At 67.4% G+C, this 18,198-nt stretch carries 20 protein-coding genes; 17 read left to right on the plus strand and 3 right to left on the minus strand.

Going from position 1 to position 18,198, the window contains the following annotated elements:
• Positions 1–271: hypothetical protein (locus RT662_RS14610; RefSeq protein WP_313671417.1), on the plus strand; the 271-nt coding region annotated here is incomplete at its 5' end.
• Here the strand turns inward: RT662_RS14610 and RT662_RS14615 are convergent.
• Entirely contained in the window at positions 265–1,164 is a 900-nt protein-coding gene (locus tag RT662_RS14615) for a P1 family peptidase (RefSeq protein WP_313671418.1), read from the minus strand. The genes RT662_RS14610 and RT662_RS14615 overlap by 7 nt on opposite strands.
• 87 nt (positions 1,165–1,251) lie before the next feature.
• On the opposite strand from RT662_RS14615, the gene RT662_RS14620 reads away from it, so the two are divergent.
• From RT662_RS14620 to RT662_RS14635, 4 genes are read left to right on the plus strand one after another with little or no spacing between them, the layout of a single operon-like run.
• A complete protein-coding gene (locus tag RT662_RS14620) occupies positions 1,252–2,352 on the plus strand; it encodes a type III polyketide synthase (protein WP_313671419.1) in 1,101 nt (366 codons plus the stop codon).
• Positions 2,349–3,077: a methyltransferase domain-containing protein gene (locus tag RT662_RS14625; protein WP_313671420.1), complete on the plus strand. Its 729-nt coding sequence runs from the start codon at positions 2,349–2,351 to the stop codon at positions 3,075–3,077. The genes RT662_RS14620 and RT662_RS14625 overlap by 4 nt, the downstream gene beginning before the upstream one ends.
• Entirely contained in the window at positions 3,074–4,156 is a 1,083-nt protein-coding gene (locus RT662_RS14630; protein ID WP_313671421.1) for an FAD-dependent monooxygenase, read from the plus strand. Before RT662_RS14625 ends, RT662_RS14630 begins: the two co-directional genes overlap by 4 nt.
• A gap of 21 nt (positions 4,157–4,177) precedes the next feature.
• On the plus strand, positions 4,178–4,948 hold the full coding sequence (locus RT662_RS14635; protein WP_313671422.1) for an NAD(P)-dependent oxidoreductase: 771 nt from the start codon (positions 4,178–4,180) through the stop codon (positions 4,946–4,948).
• A gap of 10 nt (positions 4,949–4,958) precedes the next feature.
• Here RT662_RS14635 and RT662_RS14640 read toward each other — a convergent pair whose 3' ends face one another.
• Both RT662_RS14640 and RT662_RS14645 read right to left on the minus strand, forming a co-directional pair.
• A complete protein-coding gene (locus tag RT662_RS14640; protein ID WP_313671423.1) occupies positions 4,959–6,071 on the minus strand; it encodes a hypothetical protein in 1,113 nt (370 codons plus the stop codon).
• A gap of 46 nt (positions 6,072–6,117) precedes the next feature.
• Complete coding sequence (locus RT662_RS14645) at positions 6,118–6,516, minus strand: MerR family transcriptional regulator (RefSeq protein ID WP_313671424.1); 399 nt, start codon at positions 6,514–6,516, stop codon at positions 6,118–6,120.
• 68 nt (positions 6,517–6,584) lie between these two features.
• Here RT662_RS14645 and RT662_RS14650 point away from each other — a divergent pair, with 68 nt between their 5' ends.
• The 12 genes from RT662_RS14650 to RT662_RS14705 form a co-directional block, all read left to right on the plus strand.
• Positions 6,585–7,337: a MauE/DoxX family redox-associated membrane protein gene (locus tag RT662_RS14650; protein WP_313671425.1), complete on the plus strand. Its 753-nt coding sequence runs from the start codon at positions 6,585–6,587 to the stop codon at positions 7,335–7,337.
• A complete protein-coding gene (locus tag RT662_RS14655) occupies positions 7,337–9,349 on the plus strand; it encodes a multicopper oxidase domain-containing protein (protein ID WP_313671426.1) in 2,013 nt (670 codons plus the stop codon). The genes RT662_RS14650 and RT662_RS14655 overlap by 1 nt, the downstream gene beginning before the upstream one ends.
• The gene (locus RT662_RS14660) at positions 9,349–10,056 is read left to right on the plus strand and encodes a copper resistance protein B (protein WP_313671427.1); all 708 of its coding nucleotides are present in this window, start codon (positions 9,349–9,351) and stop codon (positions 10,054–10,056) included. The genes RT662_RS14655 and RT662_RS14660 overlap by 1 nt, the downstream gene beginning before the upstream one ends.
• A gap of 192 nt (positions 10,057–10,248) precedes the next feature.
• Positions 10,249–11,376 carry a hypothetical protein gene (locus RT662_RS14665; protein ID WP_313671428.1) on the plus strand — a complete coding sequence of 376 codons (1,128 nt, stop codon included), beginning with the start codon at positions 10,249–10,251 and terminating at the stop codon, positions 11,374–11,376.
• A complete protein-coding gene (locus RT662_RS14670) occupies positions 11,373–11,939 on the plus strand; it encodes a hypothetical protein (RefSeq protein ID WP_313671429.1) in 567 nt (188 codons plus the stop codon). The genes RT662_RS14665 and RT662_RS14670 overlap by 4 nt, the downstream gene beginning before the upstream one ends.
• Positions 11,932–13,710, plus strand: coding sequence for an OmpA family protein (locus RT662_RS14675; RefSeq protein WP_313671430.1), 1,779 nt, complete (start codon positions 11,932–11,934; stop codon positions 13,708–13,710). The genes RT662_RS14670 and RT662_RS14675 overlap by 8 nt, the downstream gene beginning before the upstream one ends.
• On the plus strand, positions 13,707–14,174 hold the full coding sequence (locus RT662_RS14680) for a hypothetical protein (RefSeq protein ID WP_313671431.1): 468 nt from the start codon (positions 13,707–13,709) through the stop codon (positions 14,172–14,174). The genes RT662_RS14675 and RT662_RS14680 overlap by 4 nt, the downstream gene beginning before the upstream one ends.
• A gap of 18 nt (positions 14,175–14,192) precedes the next feature.
• Positions 14,193–14,960, plus strand: coding sequence for a hypothetical protein (locus RT662_RS14685; RefSeq protein ID WP_313671432.1), 768 nt, complete (start codon positions 14,193–14,195; stop codon positions 14,958–14,960).
• A 39-nt stretch (positions 14,961–14,999) separates the two neighbouring features.
• Entirely contained in the window at positions 15,000–15,557 is a 558-nt protein-coding gene (locus tag RT662_RS14690; RefSeq protein ID WP_313671433.1) for a hypothetical protein, read from the plus strand.
• Between the two features lie 3 nt (positions 15,558–15,560).
• On the plus strand, positions 15,561–16,673 hold the full coding sequence (locus RT662_RS14695) for a hypothetical protein (RefSeq protein WP_313671434.1): 1,113 nt from the start codon (positions 15,561–15,563) through the stop codon (positions 16,671–16,673).
• Complete coding sequence (locus RT662_RS14700; protein ID WP_313671435.1) at positions 16,674–17,348, plus strand: hypothetical protein; 675 nt, start codon at positions 16,674–16,676, stop codon at positions 17,346–17,348. It abuts the gene before it with no gap.
• The coding region (locus RT662_RS14705) for a hypothetical protein (RefSeq protein WP_313671436.1) at positions 17,345–18,198 on the plus strand (854 nt) is incomplete at its 3' end. The genes RT662_RS14700 and RT662_RS14705, both read left to right, overlap by 4 nt.

The raw sequence follows: 18,198 nt of genomic DNA on the forward strand, positions 1-18,198 counted from the left end.
GGCGCAGGTGGAGGCCGCCGCTGCGCCGGCCCGCGCCGCCAGTGATACCGCGCGCACTGCCGCAGCCGGCAGCGCTGTTGATACGGCGGTGGCCCTGCAATTGGAAGCGGCCGAATCAGCCCTGGGTGCAGCGCTGTCGCCGCTGGCTGGTGCCGAGTACCGCCGCGCAGCGCTGGCTGAAGCCTTGCGTGACGCGCCGGCTGCGGCGGCCACGCTGGCGCCGCGTCTCGACGCCCTGGCGGGCCGCATCACGGCCTTGCAGGCTCAGTGAAGCCCAACAGCCTGGCGCACGGCAGCGGCGACCAGATCGGCGGCAACCGTGCCGATTTCGATCAGCTGCACATCGTCCACGGGTGTCAGGCCGGGGGCCGCGGTGGAAATGGCGAAGAGGCAATCGCCATCGAACGGCGTGTGGATCGGTCGCACCGCCCGTGTCAGCCCGCCCTGCGCCATCATCGCCACCCGCAAGGCCTGCGCGCGGGTGAGCGGCGCATTGGTGGCGACCGCGCCGATGATCGTGTTGTCCCGCCCGAAGCGGCGATGTTTGGCCAGTTTGGGCATCTCCACCGGGCCGTCGCCGGGCGGCGCATCGGCATAAATCTCGCCGAAACTGTTGGCGGCGATCAGCGCGCCAACGATGTTGCCATCATCCAGCACGCGCGAGACGCTGCCGATACCGCCCGCCCGGCTGCCCGCCCGCGCGCCGAACCCGGCACCGATGGGCCCGTGGCCGTCGCTGCCGGGCTGCCCGGCCACCGCAAAGGCGTCGCGTGTCAGCCGGCGATAGGGCGGGTCCATGCCCCACGCCTTGTCGCCGCCATTGGTGATATCGAACAGGATCGCGGCCGGCACCACCGGTACTGGCGGCAGGCCATCGCCCATCGGCAGTCCGCGCCCATTGGCAGAGAGCAGCAGCGCCAGTTCATCGCCGGCCGCCAGCCCGAACACCGAACCGCCGGCCAACGCCAGCCCGTGGGCGCGTTCAACCAGGTTGATGGGATTGAGCGCATCGGTCTCGCGCGTGCCCGGCCCACCGCCGCGCACGTCCACCGCCATCACGGCGGGTTCGTGCGGAATGATCAGGGTGACGCCGGTGCGCGCCACATCGCAATGGGCGTGGCCAACAGTGATGCCGGGAACCGCACTGATACCTGATGTGTTCATGGCGCATCCATCGGCCGCAGTGCGTGCTGTTGCAAGCCCTGCACAACCGGCGCACTGTTGCCCTTCAACCCAAAAGGAATTTCCGCGATGCCTGCCCCCGCAATCGCGCATATCAACCGCATCGGCACGGCGCTGCCGCCCAATGACGTGCACGAGGCGTTCGTGGATTTCGTTGGCGGCCTGATCAAGGATCGGCGCGACCAGTTGATCTTCAAGCGCCTGGTTGGCCGCAGCGCCATCGATCACCGCTGGAGCTTCTTTACGCCGGTGAAAGACCCGGACGGTTTCACCGCCGATGCCGAAGGCTTCTACCGCCCCGGCGCCTTCCCCTCCACCGCCAAGCGCATGGCGCGTTTCGCCGCCACCGCGCCCGGCCTCGCCGAACAGGCCATCGCCGGGTTGGGGCTGTCTGCTGTGGAACTGCAGGGCATCACCCATCTGGTGGTTGCCAGCTGCACCGGCATGACGGCGCCGGGCATCGATCAGATATTGGTGCAGCGCCTGGGCCTCAATCCCGGCGTCGAGCGTACGCACGTGGGCTTCATGGGCTGTTATGCGGCGGTCAATTCGCTCAGGCTCGCCCATCATTTCGTCCGTTCCGATCCATCGGCGCGGGTGCTGGTGGTCAATCTGGAACTGTGCAGCCTGCATTTCCAGGAAACGGGCGAGCTGGAATCGCTGCTGGCCATGCTGTTGTTCGGCGATGGCTGTGCGGCGGCGCTGGTGACGGCCGATGCGCACGGCATCGCGCTCACCGATTTCCGCGCCGCCACCATCGCCGATTCTGCCGATGCCATCACCTGGGGTGTCGGCGATCAGGGGTTTGACATGGTGCTTTCGGGCCGCGTGCCGGCGATCCTGCAACAGGCGCTGGCCGGTCCTGCGGGCGTGGATCTGCTGCACGGCCGTAGCCCGGATGAATATGGCGTGTGGGCCGTGCACGGCGGCGGCCGCGCCATCCTGGATGCGGTGGAAACCGGGCTGGGCATCGGGCAGGGCGCGCTCAACTGGTCGCGCGAGGTGCTGCGCGAATGCGGCAACATGAGCAGCGCCACCATCATGTTTGTGCTGCAACGGATCATGGCCGGCATTGGCACCAGCGTGCCCAGGGGCGTGCCGGGCTTTGCTGTGGCGTTCGGTCCGGGCCTCGCGGCAGAAAGCTTCCGCTTCGAAACGGTGGGTGTGTGAACGGAAGTTCTGTCCCTGTTGATTGGCCCCGCGCGCGGCTGGATTTCTCCCGTCGGGTCGATCTGCCGGAGGTGATGGATGCCGACGGGCTTGATCCCGCCACCTATGCCGCCGTCATCGCCGATCTGGCCCGCGTCAACACGATAACGCTGGCGCGCTGGCCCACCATCGCCTGGCTGCGCCGGCAATTGCCCAGTCGAGTCGGTTTCACCTTGCTCGATGTCGGTTTCGGCCACGGCGACATGCTGCGCGCCATTGCCCGCTGGCTACAGGGGCGCGGGCTGCACGCCGACCTTACCGGCATCGATCTCAACCCGCGTTCCGCGCCGGTCGCTGCCGCGGCCACCGATCCGGCATTGGGCATCACCTACCATAGCGGCCGTGCCGAGGCGCTGGGCTGGCAGCCGGATTTCATCATCTCGTCGCTGGTGGCCCACCACATGCGCGATGACGAACTGGTGGCGTTCATCCAGTGGATGGAGCGCACGGCCCGCGTCGGCTGGCTGATCAACGATCTGCACCGGCATTGGCTGGCCTGGGCCGGCTTTCGGCTGCTGGCATTGCTGCTGCGCTGGCATCCGATCGTGGCGCATGATGGCGCGCTGTCCGTGCGCCGCGCCTTCACCCGCGCCGATTGGGAACGGCTGATGGCGGCAGCCGGCGTGCAAGCCGAACTGCGCTGGCACTTCCCCTTCCGCTGGACGGTGGAATCATGCCCCAGATGACGTCCCCGCTGATCATTGGCGGCGGCCTGGCCGGCGCGGCCGCTGGCATCGATCTGGCCAGATCGGGCCATGCGCCGCTGCTGCTGGAGCGCGAAGCCGGCTCGCATGAAAAGATCTGCGGCGAGTTCCTGAGCGGTGAAGCCGTGGCCGCGCTGGCCGGGCTGGGCGTGGACGCGGGCCGCTTGGGCGCGGTGCCCATCACCCGTGTCGAGATCAACGCCGGCCACCGCCAGGCTGCCGCTGCTTTGCCCTTCCCGGCGCTCAGCCTGTCCCGCCGCGTGCTGGACGAAGCCATGCTCGAACGTGCTGCCGCTGCCGGTGTGGACGTGCAGCGCGGGGTGAGCGTGCGCGGCCTGGCAGACGGCGTGGCGCAGACGACGACGGGGGACATCGCCGCGCCGGCCCTGCTGCTCGCCACCGGCAAGCATGATGTGCGGGGCCTGCCGCGCCCCGATGGGCCGGACGAGATCGGCTTCAAGATGTATTTCCGTGATGCGGCCCTGTCGCGCCGGCTAGTCGGTACCGTGGCTGTCACCTTCTTCGATGGCGGCTATGCCGGGCTGCAACCGGTGGAGGGCGGGCGGCTCAACCTGTGCCTGCTGGTCGATGGCGCGCATTACCGCGAACTGGGCAACTGGCCCGCCCTGCTGGCGCGGTTGACCAGGGAGCCAGCCCTTGCTGCGCTGGCCGATGCCGAACCCTTGCTGCCGCGCCCGCTCGCCATCTCCCGCGTGCCCTACGGGCATCTGGCTGGGCCAACGACAGACGGCCTGTGGCGCCTGGGAGATCAGGCAGCCGTGATCCCCAGTTTCTGCGGCGACGGCATGGCCATAGCGCTCGAATCTGGGCGGCTGGCTGCCACCATGCTGGCGCAAGGGGCCAACGCGGCCGATTACCAGCGCACGCTGCTCACCCGCACCCGCCACCCGGTGCGCCTTGCGATGGCGGCGCTCGCGGTCGCGCGTCACCCGCTGGGGCGTTTGGCCGCCATGGCCGGGCTCTCCGCCATCCCCGGTGGCCTTGCCCTGCTGGCGCGTCTGACCCGTGTTGCTGATCCGCACGCACTTGCACCGGCCTGAACCGCAGGGCACAGCCGCGCCATGCAGCAACTGCCGATCTTCGTGAACCTCGCCGGCCGCGCCGTCATCCTGGTCGGTGAAGGCGAACCCGCCGAAGCCAAGGCTCGCCTCGTCCACGCCGCCGGCGGCGAACTGGCGGGCGAAGACTCAGCCGATGCCGTGCTGGCCTTCGTCGCCATCGAGGATGACGCTGAAGCCCAGGCCGCCGCCACCCGCCTGCGCGCGCGGGGCCTGCTGGTGAACGTGGTGGACAAGCCCGCGATGTCCGATTTCCTGATGGGTGCGATCATCGATCGCTCGCCCGTTGTCGTTGCCATTTCCACCGGCGGCGCCTCCGCCAGCCTCGCCCGCGCTTTGCGCACCCGCCTCGAAGCGCTGCTGCCCGCCAGCCTCGGCCCGCTCGCCCGCGCCATCCTCGCCGCCCGCGACGCCGTCGCCGCCCGCCACCCCACCCCCACCGATCGCCGTCGTCTATGGGAACGCGCGCTGGCAGAAGGCGGAAGGCTCGATCCGTTTGCCGCGTTGGCGCAGCCCGAAGCGGCTGTGTCCGCTGTCGTGAACGGCACATCTGCCGCCGCGCCCGAACTGCTGGAGATTGTGGCCGTCAGCCGCGATCCCGGCGAGCTGACGCTCAACCAGATGAACGCGCTGGCCCGCTGCGATGCGCTGGTGACCCAGGGCGATGTGCCGCCCGCAATCGTCGATCGCGCCCGCCGTGATGCCGCGCGGCTGGATGCGGTACCTGATCCGCTGCCTGCGGGATTGACGGTCGTTTTGCGCGCTGCAGGATAAGGTTTCCCGCCTATTGGGCGGCCATTTGCGCGGCATAAAGTGCCATGCGGCTGCGCACGGGGGCTTCGTCGCCCAAGTTGGCGGGCAGTCCCAGCGCTGGCAGCTCTTCGCGCGCCGACACGCTGCCTTGTTCCGGATGCAGTGCGATCGCAATGAGGATGGCGGCGCGGTTGGCGGCGGGTATGCGGACTTTCAGTTCTGCCGCAACAAGGCCGGGCAGATGCGATTGCAGCGGTTCGCTGTCGTACAGATCAGGCACAGCGGCAATCAGCAGCAGGTTGCGCGCGCGTTGCATCGGGTCTGCTTCGGCGGCGGCTGGCCATTTTTCGATCTGACGCTGAACACGCGCCAGCGCGCTGGTGGTGGCCGCGTCAGGCGCGGTGACGGACTGGGGCGCCACATTGCTTGGCCGTGCCATCAATGACGGCAGCGTATGAACGGCCAGATCGGCGCGCGGCGGCGGTGGGCCTGGGTGGCGCCAGACCAGCGCCGACAGGCCGATCCAGACGCTGAACATAATCGCATAGGGCCAGCGCCGCGGCCACAAGCGCGCCACCAGCAACGTCGCTGCCGCGGTGCCGCCCAGCGCGATCAGTGCCGAACTTGCTGCCCGCGTGCCAGTGCCGGTGAGCGCCGTTTGAATCGCCGTGCTGGCCCATTGGGCGGGCAGCAGGGTGAGCAGCCAGGCCGGCAGATAGGCGGCGGTGGCCAGCATCGCCGCTTCGCCGGAGACCACGAACAGCGCCATCAACCAGCCGTTGCCGGCCATGGCGCGGGCAAACAGGAGCCCACGCGCCGCAAAGCTGAAGCTGGCGACGATCACCGCCAGCCCGGTGGAAAACGGGTGCGGCAAGGCCGGCATGCCGAACACGCGCGCCAACTGGATCAGGCCGACCCCGGCAAGCAGCGCCAGCAGGACGCCGATCCAGAAGCGGCCAACGGTGGCCGCGGCGATCATGCCGATTCCCATCAGGCCGACGGCCAATATGGGGCCGCCAATCAGCGCCAGCGGGGCCGGCGCCGGTGCGTCGCGCAGCAACAGCATGGCCAGGGCGGGCAGCACGGCCCCGGCCAGTACGACGGTCAGCCAGGCCAAGGGGGGATTATGAGCAAGGGCTTTCATGCCCGGCACATTGGGCGACACACCGGGCCGTGTCGAGCCAGTGCCATCAATGGCAGGCGTTGCCCGTGAAGGTGGCGATGATCGGGCAGGGGCCGGCCTTGCCGCTGGTGCATTCGGCAAGCAGGCCCGACAGCATGGCGCGGGCGGCGGCGAGTTCGGCCATTTCGGCATCGAGCGCGGCCAGCCGCGTGCGGGTGAGCGCCTGCACGCGGGCACGATCGTCGCTGGCATCGAGCGCCAGCAGTTCGGATATTTCCTTCAGGCTGAAACCGGCGCGCTGGGCGGCGCGAATGAAGCGCAGGCGCTGCACGTCGGCTTCGTCATAATGGCGCACCGCGCCGCTGCTGGCCGGAACCGGCAGCAAGCCCTTGCGTTGGTAAAAGCGCACGGTTTCGACACCGACGCCGGCACTGGCGGCAAGGCGGGCGATGGTGAGGCTGGTCATGGCTTGACTCCGTATCGCAGTACGGAAGCTATGACGGTCCCATCGCTGATTCGCAAAGGATGATTCCGATGGACGCACAGCTTCCCCGCACGGCCCGGCTGGTACGCATGGCTTTGCCCGATCATGTTTGCCCGTGGGGCCTGCGCGCCCGCCATTTGCTGCGCAGCCACGGCTATGCCTTCGAGGACCAATTGCTGACCAGCCGCGAAGAGGTGGAGGCGTTCAAGGCCGCCAACAACGTGAAGACCACGCCGCAAGTGTGGATCGCCGGTCAGCGCATCGGCGGGCATGATGATCTGCGCCAATGGCTGGGGCTGAAGCTGCATGATCCCAAGGCGATCAGTTATCGCCCGGTGATCGCCCTGTTCGGCATGGCCGCTGCCATGGCGCTGGCGCTGAGCATGGCGACGATGGGCTCGCCGTTCACGCTGCATGCCGCCGAATGGTTCGTGGGCATGGCAATGTGTCTGCTTGCCTTCCTGAAGCTGAAGGATATCGAAGGGTTCGTCACCGGCTTCATCGGCTATGATCTGCTGGCGCGGGCGTGGCTGCCCTATGCCTATGTTTACGCCTGGGCGGAGGCTGCGGCCGGCGTGTTGATGCTGTCCGGCCAGCTGGTGTGGCTGTCGTCGGGCATCGCGCTGTTCATCGGCGGCGTTGGTGCGATGTCAGTAATCAAGGCGGTGTATATCGAGCGCCGCACGCTCACCTGCGCCTGCGTGGGTGGTGGCAGCAATGTGCCGTTGGGTTTCGTGTCGCTGCTGGAGAATGTGACAATGATCGCCATGGCATTCTGGATGCTGGCGGCGCACGGAGCCTGATGATGTTGCGAATTCTGCTTCTCGCCCTTGGCCTGATGCTGCCCACCCTGGCGCAGGCTGCCACCTATGATCTGGTGGTGGAACGCACCGCCATGCAGGTGGTGCCCGGCCGCAGCGACAGCGTGATTGCCATCAACGGCAGCGTGCCCGGCCCCACCTTGCGCTTCAAGGAAGGCGAGGAAGCCATCGTTCGCGTCACCAACAGGCTGAAGGCCAGCACCTCCATCCACTGGCACGGGCTGCTCATCGACGGCGCCTATGATGGCGCGCCGGGGTTCAACGGCTTCAACGGCATCGCGCCGGGCGAGACCTACACTTATCGCATCCGCGTGCGACAGAGCGGCACCTATTGGTATCATGCCCATTCGGAAGGCCAGGAACAGGCCGGCCAATATGGCGCGCTGATCATTGCGCCGGCCGGCGAAGATCCGATCAAGGCCGACGCGGAGCATGTCATCCTGTTGTCAGACCACACGCGCGAGGATCCCGCCCGCGTGCTGCGCAACCTGAAAAGCGATTCCGGCTATTACAACTGGAACAAGCGGACCCTGCCCGAGCTCATGCGCGACGCGAAGAAATTCGGGATGAAGGCGACGATGGCCGAACGCGCGGCCTGGGGCGACATGCGCATGGACGCGACCGACATCGCGGACGTAACCGGCTATGCGCTGTTGATGCACGGCCGGCCGACAGCGGCGGGGCCAACCCTGGCCTTCCAGCCCGGCCAGCGCGTGCGGCTGCGCTTCATCAACGGCAGCGCCATGAGCTTCATGGACATCCGCATCCCTGGTGTGCCGATGACCATCGTCGCCGCCGATGGCCGCCCGGTGCAACCGGTGACGGTGGATGAATTTCGCATGGGGGTGGCCGAAACCTATGACGTGATCGTCGAGCCGCCGGCAGGCGCCCATGCCGTGTGGGTGGAAACGCTGGATCGCCGCGCCAGCGTGCTCGGCCGGTTGACCAGTGACCCGGCGCTGAGGGTGTCCGCGCCGCCGCCGCGCCCGAAACAGGTGCTGATGCTGGCCGAGATGGGCCATTCCATGCCAGCGCCGGGCGAGGCCTGCACGGCCGAACATGCCGCCATGGGCCATTGCCAGTTGGCTGGCGTGACGCCGGCAGCGGTGGATCCGAATTGCCCGGCTGAACACGCCGCCATGGGCCATTGCACACCGAAGGCACCGGCTGCTGCGCCGGCTGACCCGGATTGTCCGGCGGAACACGCGGCGATGGGCCATTGCACCCCGAAGGCCCCGATTGTGGCGGCGGCGACCGACCCTGATTGCCCGCCCGAACATGCCGCGATGGGCCATTGCACGCCAAGAGCAGCCGGCCCGCGTGCCGGTACTGCCGTGGCGCTCGTCGAAAAGCCCGACGGCGGCACGCCCTTCCCGGTGGTCGATTATGGCTATGGCAAGGACCCGATGGCCGGCATGGATCACAGCAAGATGAAGGGCATGATGGCCATGCCGGTGTTGGGCAAGGAAGGCGATACCGATGGTTCGGGCCGCGTCTTTGGCTGGGCCACCGGCGCACCTTATGGCGCCCGCGTGCTGTCCATGCGCGATCTGGTCGCCCTGCAGCCCAAGGCCGATGCCGCCGCCCCCACCCGCGAAATCATCGTGCGCCTGCAGGGCAATATGGAACGGTACATCTGGACGCTGAACGGCAAGAAGTTCGGCGAAGGCCCGCCCATCGACGTGAAATATGGCGAGCGCGTGCGCGTGACCTTCATCAACGAGACGATGATGGCCCACCCGATGCACCTGCACGGCATGTTCTTCGAAGTGGAAAATGGCCAGGCGCCGGGGCTGATGCCGGAAAAGAACGTGATCGTGGTGGCGCCGGGCCGCACCCAGTCGATCATCCTGACGGCGAACGAAGCCGGCGAATGGCCGCTGCACTGCCACCTGCTCTATCACATGAACTCAGGGATGATGCAGAAGCTGGTGGTGGCCAACGTGGCCTCGCCTGATGGCAAGCCCGTCCCGGCTGCGGTGCACCACCATTGATGCGCGCGTTTCTCCTTGCGGCGCTGCTCGCCGCGCCAGCTGCCGCGCAGAAGGCGCCCGATCCGGTGCACGGCCACGATGGCGGCATCAACAATTTCACGCTGGTGGAAGAGGCCGACATCACCCGTTTTGACGGCCAATGGGTCGCCAATTGGGAGGCGCAAGGCTGGATCGGCAGCGATATAAGCAAGTTCTGGTGGCGCACCGAAGGCGAAACCAAGGGGCCTCGTTTGGAGCAGAGCGAGTTTCAGGCGCTCTACAGCCGCAACATCGCGATGTTCTTCGATGCGCAGGTGGGCCTGCGCCACGATATCCAGCCCGATGCCCGCAGCTATGCCGTGGTCGGCGTGCAGGGATTGGCGCCGCTGTTTTTCGAGACCGAGGCGCATGCCTTCTTCGGCTTCAAGGGCGACGTGCTGCTGCGCCTGCGCCAGTCGTTCGATATTCGCATGACCAATCGGTTCGTCATCCAGCCGCTGTTTGAAACCGATATCTACGCCACCCGCGTGCCGGAACGCCTGATCGCGCCTGGCCCGGCGATCATCGAGGCCGGCGTGCTGACCCGTTACGAAATGACCCGCCGCGTGGCGCCCTATGTGGCGGTGATGTTCGAACGGCGGCTGGGAGAGTCGGCGCGGCTGGCGCAGGCAGCGGGCGAAAACCCCGGTGGCTGGTCGATCAGGACGGGCGTGCGCTTCTGGTTGTGAGCAGACAACTGGCGCCGCTGCGCCGGTAATTGGCATCCGACAGGTCAATTCTATTGTCGGATTCATCATATAGATTCGCTGATTTTTCCGGCAATCATCCAATAAATTACGATTGACGTCTGAAAACGACTCAATACACTCGACGCTGTCAAGAACAGGGTCGGGACTGACAAGCGCCTAGTGGGGGTGGCTATGGATGGTCTTTATCTTGGCGCGGCCGATGAGGCTGGCGCCAAACCCGATCTGTTTGTTGATTTCGATCAATCTTCTTCTTCGGTCGAGACCGCATCTGCGGATCGTTGTGATTTGCTTGTGATCGGCCCAGGCCGTGCCAGTCCGCGGGCGGCGTCGGTGCTTGCCGATGCCCTGGGCTTGCCGATCGAGGCCATAGTCGACGCCATTTACCGCGCGCCGGGCCGGCTGTTGCCGGGCGTGCCGCGCCGCGAGGCTGAGCGGCTGGTGGCGATGCTGGCGCCGCTGGAGCTGGATCTGGCCATTGTCGCGGCCGGATCGCTGCCGGTGCGGGGTGCCCTTCGCGATGTGGCGGCCGAACTTTGCGATCCTGACGCCGCCGATGATGTGGCCATCATGCTCGGCCGGTTTCTCGGCCTGGATCCGGCAGCGGCGCTTGATCTGCTGCTCAACCCGCCGGGCATCGTGTTGGGCAATGTGACCGCGCCCACCGTGGCCGCGCTTGCCGCGCTGTTGCCGCCGGGGGCCGTGCGGTTGGTGGAGGTGGAGCCCGATGCCGCGCGCTATGCGTTGTTTGCTGCCGGGTTGACCCGCCTGCAGGCCGGCGCGCTGCGCGGGCATCTGCCGCCGGGCGCCGTTCTGGGTGATGATGGCAGCGCCCTGTTGCTGGGCCTGACGCGCAGCGAGGCCGATGCCTTGTGGCGGCGGCTGCGCGCCCCGGAAAAGGTGCGGCTGGTGCCCGAACAATTGCTGCGTTTCGGTATCATGCTGCACGCCGCGCCGCCGGCAGCGTTGGTCGCGCTGGAAACCATGGTGGGTGTGCCGGCGGCCGATATCCCCGAATTGCTTGCGGCGTTGCCGGTGCTGGTGGAAACCGATCTGCCGCTGGCCGGGCTGGAGGAGCGGCTGGCCCGCTATGCCGAGGCCGGACTGACGGTGACGGCCGAACTGGAAAGCTTTGTTCCCGTTGTGCTGGAAATCCTCAACGCCAGCCCGGACGCGCTGGCCGCGGCCGGCCTGTCGGGCAAGGCACCGCTGGCCACCCCGCCGATGCCGCGCCCGCGGGCCCGGCTGCTGCGGCATCGCCTGGAAGCGGCTGGCGCCGAAGTGTGGGAGGTGGCAGCATGAACGTTGATGGCGTGCACCGCCTGCACATGGGCGTCGCCGAAGCCGGTAAGCTGCTGGCGCTGAAGGGCCGCCACCAGGAGGCGCTGGCGAAATATCGCGAGGCGCTGCAACTGGCCCATGGCGCACGTGCGCCGCAGTTGTTTGCCCGCCATTATCTGCACTGCGTGCTGGAAAGCCTGGAGCATCTGGGTGACCATGTCCGCGTTGCCGAACTGGCTGGCGCAGCGGCCGACAATGCCGCCAATCCCGATCCCACGCCGTTCCAGAAACGCGATCGCGCCCATCTGTTGGAACGGCAGGGCGTGAACCTGGCCCGGGCTGGCGATGTGCCGGGCGCGCGCACCGTGCTGGCGGCCGCGCTGGAACTGGATGTCAACCTGCCGCTGGCGCGCGCCCTGCTCGACTGGACGGCGCGTGGCCTCGCCATCAACCCCGCGCGGCTGGCCGAAGCCCAGCGCAAGCATGGTTACTGGGTGGTCCGCCCCGATACCGTGGATGCCGCCCGCGCCCTTGAACGCCCCTCCAACGCTATCGCCCCGATGACGGAGACACTCCATGGCTGACGAGAACCCGATCGAACTGCTGCGTCCCGGCCAGATATTGGCTGACAGCGCGGTCACCGATTACATCAAGGCCATGGGCATCGCCATTGCCGAAGCCCAGATGCAGCTCGACATCAACAGCCTGCGCCAAGTGGGCGAATATGCCGAGCCGCGCCCCGGGCTGGGCGGCAAGAGCCTGCTGCAACTGGGCCTGTCACCGCCCTTCTATCATTATCAGCACGCCGATCTTTCGGTTTCGATGCAGATCGTCATGAAGATCGCCGAACAGAGCGCCTTTGGCATCGGTGCCAAGCTGGATCTGGGCTTTGAACAGGGCGGGCCCGTTGCCGCCGCCAGTGCCCGCGAAGCGCAGGTGACGGTGAAGAGCGTGCCGGCCAGCGTGACGGTGGACGGCAAGAAGACCGACAGCGCCGGCACGGATGTGGAGGCGGCAGCCGAGCAACTGGCCACCGCACTGCGCGCACCCGCCGGCCCGTTCGAGCGTGCCTTCACCAGCACCGAGCGGAAGCCGGTGACGGCGGCGCTGGAGCCGGGCGGCGCCAAGAATCCGATCCTCACCCCCAACGCCGTTGCCTTCATCAAGCCGGCCGAAAGCAGTGCCGGGGTGATCCGCATCGAACAGACGCCGACCAGCGCCGAGACGTTCACGCTGGCCAATGGCAAGGCCACGCCGCCGGTGCCGCCGGGGGCGAACCGCACACTGTATGCTCGCGCCGTCACGTCGGCGATCAATGCGCTGGGCGGCTTCAAGTCGCGGCTGATCAATGATGCCGGCGGCAGCAGCACGGCACCCGATGCGCCGGGCGCGCTCGCCATTGCACTGTTCGATACCGACAAATGGGACATCAAGCGCGAAGCCCAGGAAGAGCTGGACCTTGCCGCCAAGACCATCAAGGACAGCAACTTCACGGTCAATGTTTTCGGTTATGCCGACAAGCGCGACACCGAAAAGCATAATCTCGATCTTGGGCAGAAGCGTGCCGACGCCATGGCCGATTATCTGGTCAGAAAAGGCGTTCCCGCCGGCAAGATCGCGTCGCGCACCAGTGGTGGTGAGGATCGCTGGAAACTCGTGCCCGTCACCACCAACAACCAGCAGTTCCGCAGAGCCGAAGTGGTACTGGCCGGCAGCAGCGATCTGATCATCGTGGTGGAGGATGACGGCACCCAACTGCAGGCCGCGCCCACGCCGGACAAGACCGGCGGCGGCAGCGGCAACGGCTTCATCTTTGCCAAGAAGTTCAGCGCCCTGCCGGTGGATGGTACCGCAGTGAAGCTGGGGGCGTCGGCCACCAGTGTCGCCATCAAGAAAGACGCGGTGAACGACAGCGGCAACGTGTTTGCCGAAGGCAGCCCGGAAGCCTTTGCCTTCAACCTGGCGCGCGACATCAACACCGGCACCGCCACTCACAAGGTGCGCGCGAGCCGACTGGGCGGCATGGTGGTGCTTGCAAACGCCGATGATGCGGTGGTGATCGATCTGGTCACCCTGTCGGCGGGCGACATCAAGCTGGAAGCGGCCGGCGGGGCGAGCCTGACCAAGCCGCTGGCCGGCATCGCCGCCGGTCCGACCGCGTCGAAAGACAAGCCCAAGGTAACGGCGGCGGTGGGCATCACGGTTGATTACCGCAAGAGCCGCCAGTTCGAGCAATCGGTGAACGGCAACAGCGCCATCAGCGCCCGGCTGGTGGCGGTGCCGGCGCCGGTGGAGTTCCTTGATGAGCTGAAACAGTATCTGGGCCAGATCCCGCAGCCGCGTGCACCACAATGAGCGAGGTCCCCAAGGTCACCAACCAGCTGCTGTCGGCCCCGCTGCCGCAGATCATCGAACGGTTGGGCATCGCCATTGCCGAAGCCCAGACCGCGCTGGATCGCAACAGCATCGCCGTCGCCCAGGCCATGGCCGAAACCGAGATCGAGTTGGGCGGTGAGACCACCAACCTGATCGCGCTGGGTTTCACGCCCACCTTCTACAGTTTCACCGAGGCAACGGTGGAAGCCAAGCTGAGCTTTTCCATGCAGGAAACCACCGAACTGGGCGTTTCGGTGGGCGCCAGTGTGAGTGGCGGCGCCGGCTTTGTCATGGTCGCGGCCTCGGTGAACGTGTCTTACGCGCGCAAATTCTCGGTGGGTGCCGAAGGCATGAGCAGCATCGCCGCGCGCCTTGTCTCGCTGCCGCCGCCCGAACTGCTGGAAGCCCGATTGAAGACCATGAGCGAGAAGGCCCCAACCTGATTTGAAAGGAGAATGACGATGGCAATTGGACAGGAACTGCTCAACGTCCCCATGGGGGACATGATCCGCCAGATGGCCTTTGCCATCGCCGAAGCCCAGTTCAAGCTCGACGCCAACAGCATTGACGTGGCCGAGATGATGGGCGGCCTGAGGATCATCGAGGATGACGATGGCAACATGATCTTCGACGATAGCCGGGTGTTCTTCGGCTATGAGATGATGACCGCCAAGGACGCGCTGGCCTATATCGAGGCCGACAACGCCTACACCGGCGGCAAGACCACCGATGCGCTGAAGAAGATCGTCGACGCGCAGGACAAGGCCAAGCCCGATGATGGCCTGATCCGCGTGCCCACCCGCATGTCGATGCTGGAACTGGGCTTTTCCCCGACCTTCTACCAGTTCGTCGACACGATCATCGAGGTGAAGATCGCCATCAAGATCACCCGCTCCATCGAAGTGGGCCGCAGCCAGCGCAACACCGCCAACCAGAGCGCTTCGAGCAGCACGAAATCGGCCGGGGTGAAGTTCGGCTTTGGCCGGGTGGGCGTCAACACCGGTGCCACCAACAACAGCCAGGCCACCACCAGCCAGGTCGATGCCACCTACTCGGCGAAATACAGCTATTCGGCGGAAGGCTCGTCGCTGCTGCGCACCAAGCTGGTGCCGTTGCCGCCGCCGCCAATCCTGGAAGAACGCATCCGCCGGCTGCTCGATGAAGAGGCGACGCGCCGCCAGAAGATACTCGACAAGAAGCTGGGCACCCCGACGCCAACCCCGCCCTGATCGGTTCCTGATCCTCGATCCCTTATGGAGTGACAGACGATGAGCGTTGGAACCGAATTGCTGGCGGTGCCGTTTCCGGAGATGGTTGAAAAACTGGGCGTGGGCATCGCCAATGCCCAGCTGCAGCTTGATCTGGTTTCCCTGCGCATCGCCCGGCTGATGGCCGGCTATGATGAAGAGGCGGAGACCAAGAAGGAAGGCGAGGGCGTCAAGTCCAAATCCTACCTGGTCAAGTTTGGCGACGGGCAGGAATACAGCCTGATGGAGCTGGGCTTCACGCCCACCTTCTACCAGTTCGTCGATACGGTGATCGAGCTGAAGATGTCGATCAGTGTCAGCCGCGAGACCGAGTATAAGCGGGAAACCAAGGCCAGTTCGGTGGCGGCCGGTGGTTTCTGGACGCCGTTTGGCGGCGGCGGCGCGGTGCGCACCAGCAGCGTTTCGGCCAGTTTTGCTGCCAAATATCAGTATAGCGCCGAAGGATCGTCGCTGATGCGCACCAAGCTGGTGCCGATCCCGCCGCCGGCGCTGTTTGAAGAGCGGGTGCGGGCGCTGATCGCGGCGCGCAATCCGCCGCCGGCACCTCCGGGCCCCTGAGCCATGGCCCAACCGCCCTGGAAGGATGCCCTGGCGCGGGCGCGCCGCGCGGATGCTGGCGGGCCCGAGCCGGCGGCACCGCTGCGCCCGGCCGAGGCGGCGCGCCATATGGCGGTGCCGCCAGTGGAGCAACTGGCCGCACAGGCGCCCGGCCTCAAGCAATTGCTGGCCGAGCGTCAGGCGCTGGAACAGCAGATGCAGGGGCTCACCGGCGGTAATCCGGCCGATCCGCGCTATGCTGTCGAACCACTCGATCGCCGCCGCGCCGCACTGGCCGCATGGAGCCAATCGCGCGATGCCGCCCGCGGCGCCCGGCGCGATCCGGCGGCGGCTTTTGCGCCGCAGGCCCCGCCGCTGCGCGCCACGGCGGCCGATCCGTTGCGCGGGACCAGCGCTGATCAACTGCGCGGCACCAATGCCGATGTCCTGCGCGCCACTCCCGGCGAGTTGCCCGGCGATGCCCGGCCCAGCCGGCTGTTCGAGGCATTCGAACGGCCGCCGGCCGCGCCTGCTGCCAATGACGATCCGCCGCTACGCGCGCTGGGCCGCGCGCTGGCGCCGCCCGCCCAACCGGAAAGCCGCCGCGCCCGCCGCGCTGCACGGGATGATGGCCCGCCGCTGGGTGAGGCTGGCCGCCAACTCGGTGCCGCCGGGCGCCGTCTTGAAGACGCCGGGCGCAACCTGGGCGATCCTGGCCGCAGCCTTGATGCGCCGCGCCGGGCCGCGCCGCCGGAACCGGAACGGCCACGCGGCAACAGCGGCGATCCGCTCGACCGCCGGCTGGCGCGCGCGCGTGACATGGCCGCCCGCGCCCGCCGCACACTGGACAATTCGGAACGCGCGCTGGACCAGGCGCGCGACGCCATCCCCGGCAATTGGCAGGAACGCGCCCGCGAACGCATCCCTGGGCTGGGCAAGGCCGATCATTATGTGCGCGAGGCGGCCCGCAAGCTTTCAACGCTGGCTGGTGCCGTCGATGATGTCGGCAGCAAGGCCGATCGCCTGCGCGGCCTGGCGCGCGACATGCGGGAATTGAAAGAGGCCGACGCGGCCAATGACGAGGCGCGGCGTGAACGCGCGCTGGATCGGCTGAAAGCCAGAAGGCAGGAGGGGTGAGTGTCTGACCCGGTTGATTTCGTTGACAACAGTATTGGGCAATTGCTGGTGGCCCTGGCCGATGGCGTGCGCGAAGCCGAACGCGCGCTGGCGTCGGGGCCGCAGGTGGACGACAGCGGCCGCGCCGTCACCCGCTATGCGCTGCCGTATCTGGATTTCAGCATCAATGTCGACGTGGAGGTGGTGAACCCGCCAGCTGCCGCTGCCGGGGCACGCGGCTTGCCGGTGCTGCGGCTGTTCACCGCTCGCAACGACGCCGGCAGCGACAATCGCGAGATCCGTTCCAGCGTGTCGGGGCGGTTGGTGGCGGTGCCGGCGGGCGATGGCCTGCCCGCCCCGCGCATCCGCATCACGCCCGGCCCCAATATTGGCGGCAAGGCCCGTATCGAACTGGCGGTAAGCAACAGTGCCGGCGAAGTGCTGGCGGGCCAGCCGGTGGAGCTGAACCTTGATCTGAAGGCCAGCGAAACCCTGTCGAAGGCCCGCGGCGTGGCCAGCCTGCCGCGCCGCGACGGAACGCGACTGAGCGATGGCATTGTCACCACCGACAACAACGGCCGCGCCGTCACCAGCCTGCTGATCGGCGATGAGCCGGCCAAGGCGCTGCTGGTCGTCACCGCCAGCATCGGGCCGTTTGCCGCGCAAGCCACCATCAGCGCCGAGGTGCTGGGATGACGACGCCCTTCACCTGGTCCGCCCGCTTGCTTGATGCGGCCGGAAATGCCGCCGGCGGTGCCACCCTTGCGGTGGAATTGTTCGATCTGGCGGCCAACAAATGGGTGGCGCTGTCGCGAGTGGCCACGGGGGCAGACGGCAACGTGCGCGGCCGCGGCGAGATTGGCGATGATACGCTGCCGTTTGCGCCGGCGCTGCGGCTGGTGGAGGGCGGCGCGGTGATGGCCACCACGCCGGCCATCGCCCGGGCGGCGCGCGGGATCAGCGTGGATTTCGGTGAAGTGCGGCGCGCTTCGGTGGCGACGCCGTTCACCCGCACCATCGGGCGCGGCGGGTCGCCCTTTTCCATTGGCGGCGCCGCGGCGGCCACGGTCGATCTGGCGGCCGTGCGTGCCGAAGTGAGCCGGGATTTCAGCGACAGGCTGGCCGTGCGCGAGCGCGAGGTGGCGGACCGTGATCTGCAACTGGCCGAAACCCGCCGGCTGGTGACCGAACGGGAAACCAGGCTGGCCGACACCCAGCGTCTGGTGGCTGATCGGGAAGCCAAGCTGGCGGACAATGTGCGGGTGGTGGGCGAGAAGGATGCCGAAATCCGCCGCCTCTCCACCGTTATGGCGGCCAAGGATCAGGAAATCGCGACGCTGCGCCAGCCGCGACCCGCCGGCCCGCAAGTGGATGCCGCCGCCATCCGCGCCGAGGTGACACGCGACTTTTCAAGCCAGCTGGCGGCGCGTGAGCGCGAGGTGGCGGACCGCGACGGCCAGATCAACCTGCGCGAAGCCCGCCTGGCCGAAAGCGCCCGCGCTCTTGACCAGAAGGACGCGGAAATCCGCCGCCTGACCGGCGTGAT

The organism is Sandarakinorhabdus sp. (assembly GCF_032115815.1).
Taxonomy (GTDB): Bacteria; Pseudomonadota; Alphaproteobacteria; order Sphingomonadales; family Sphingomonadaceae; genus Sandarakinorhabdus.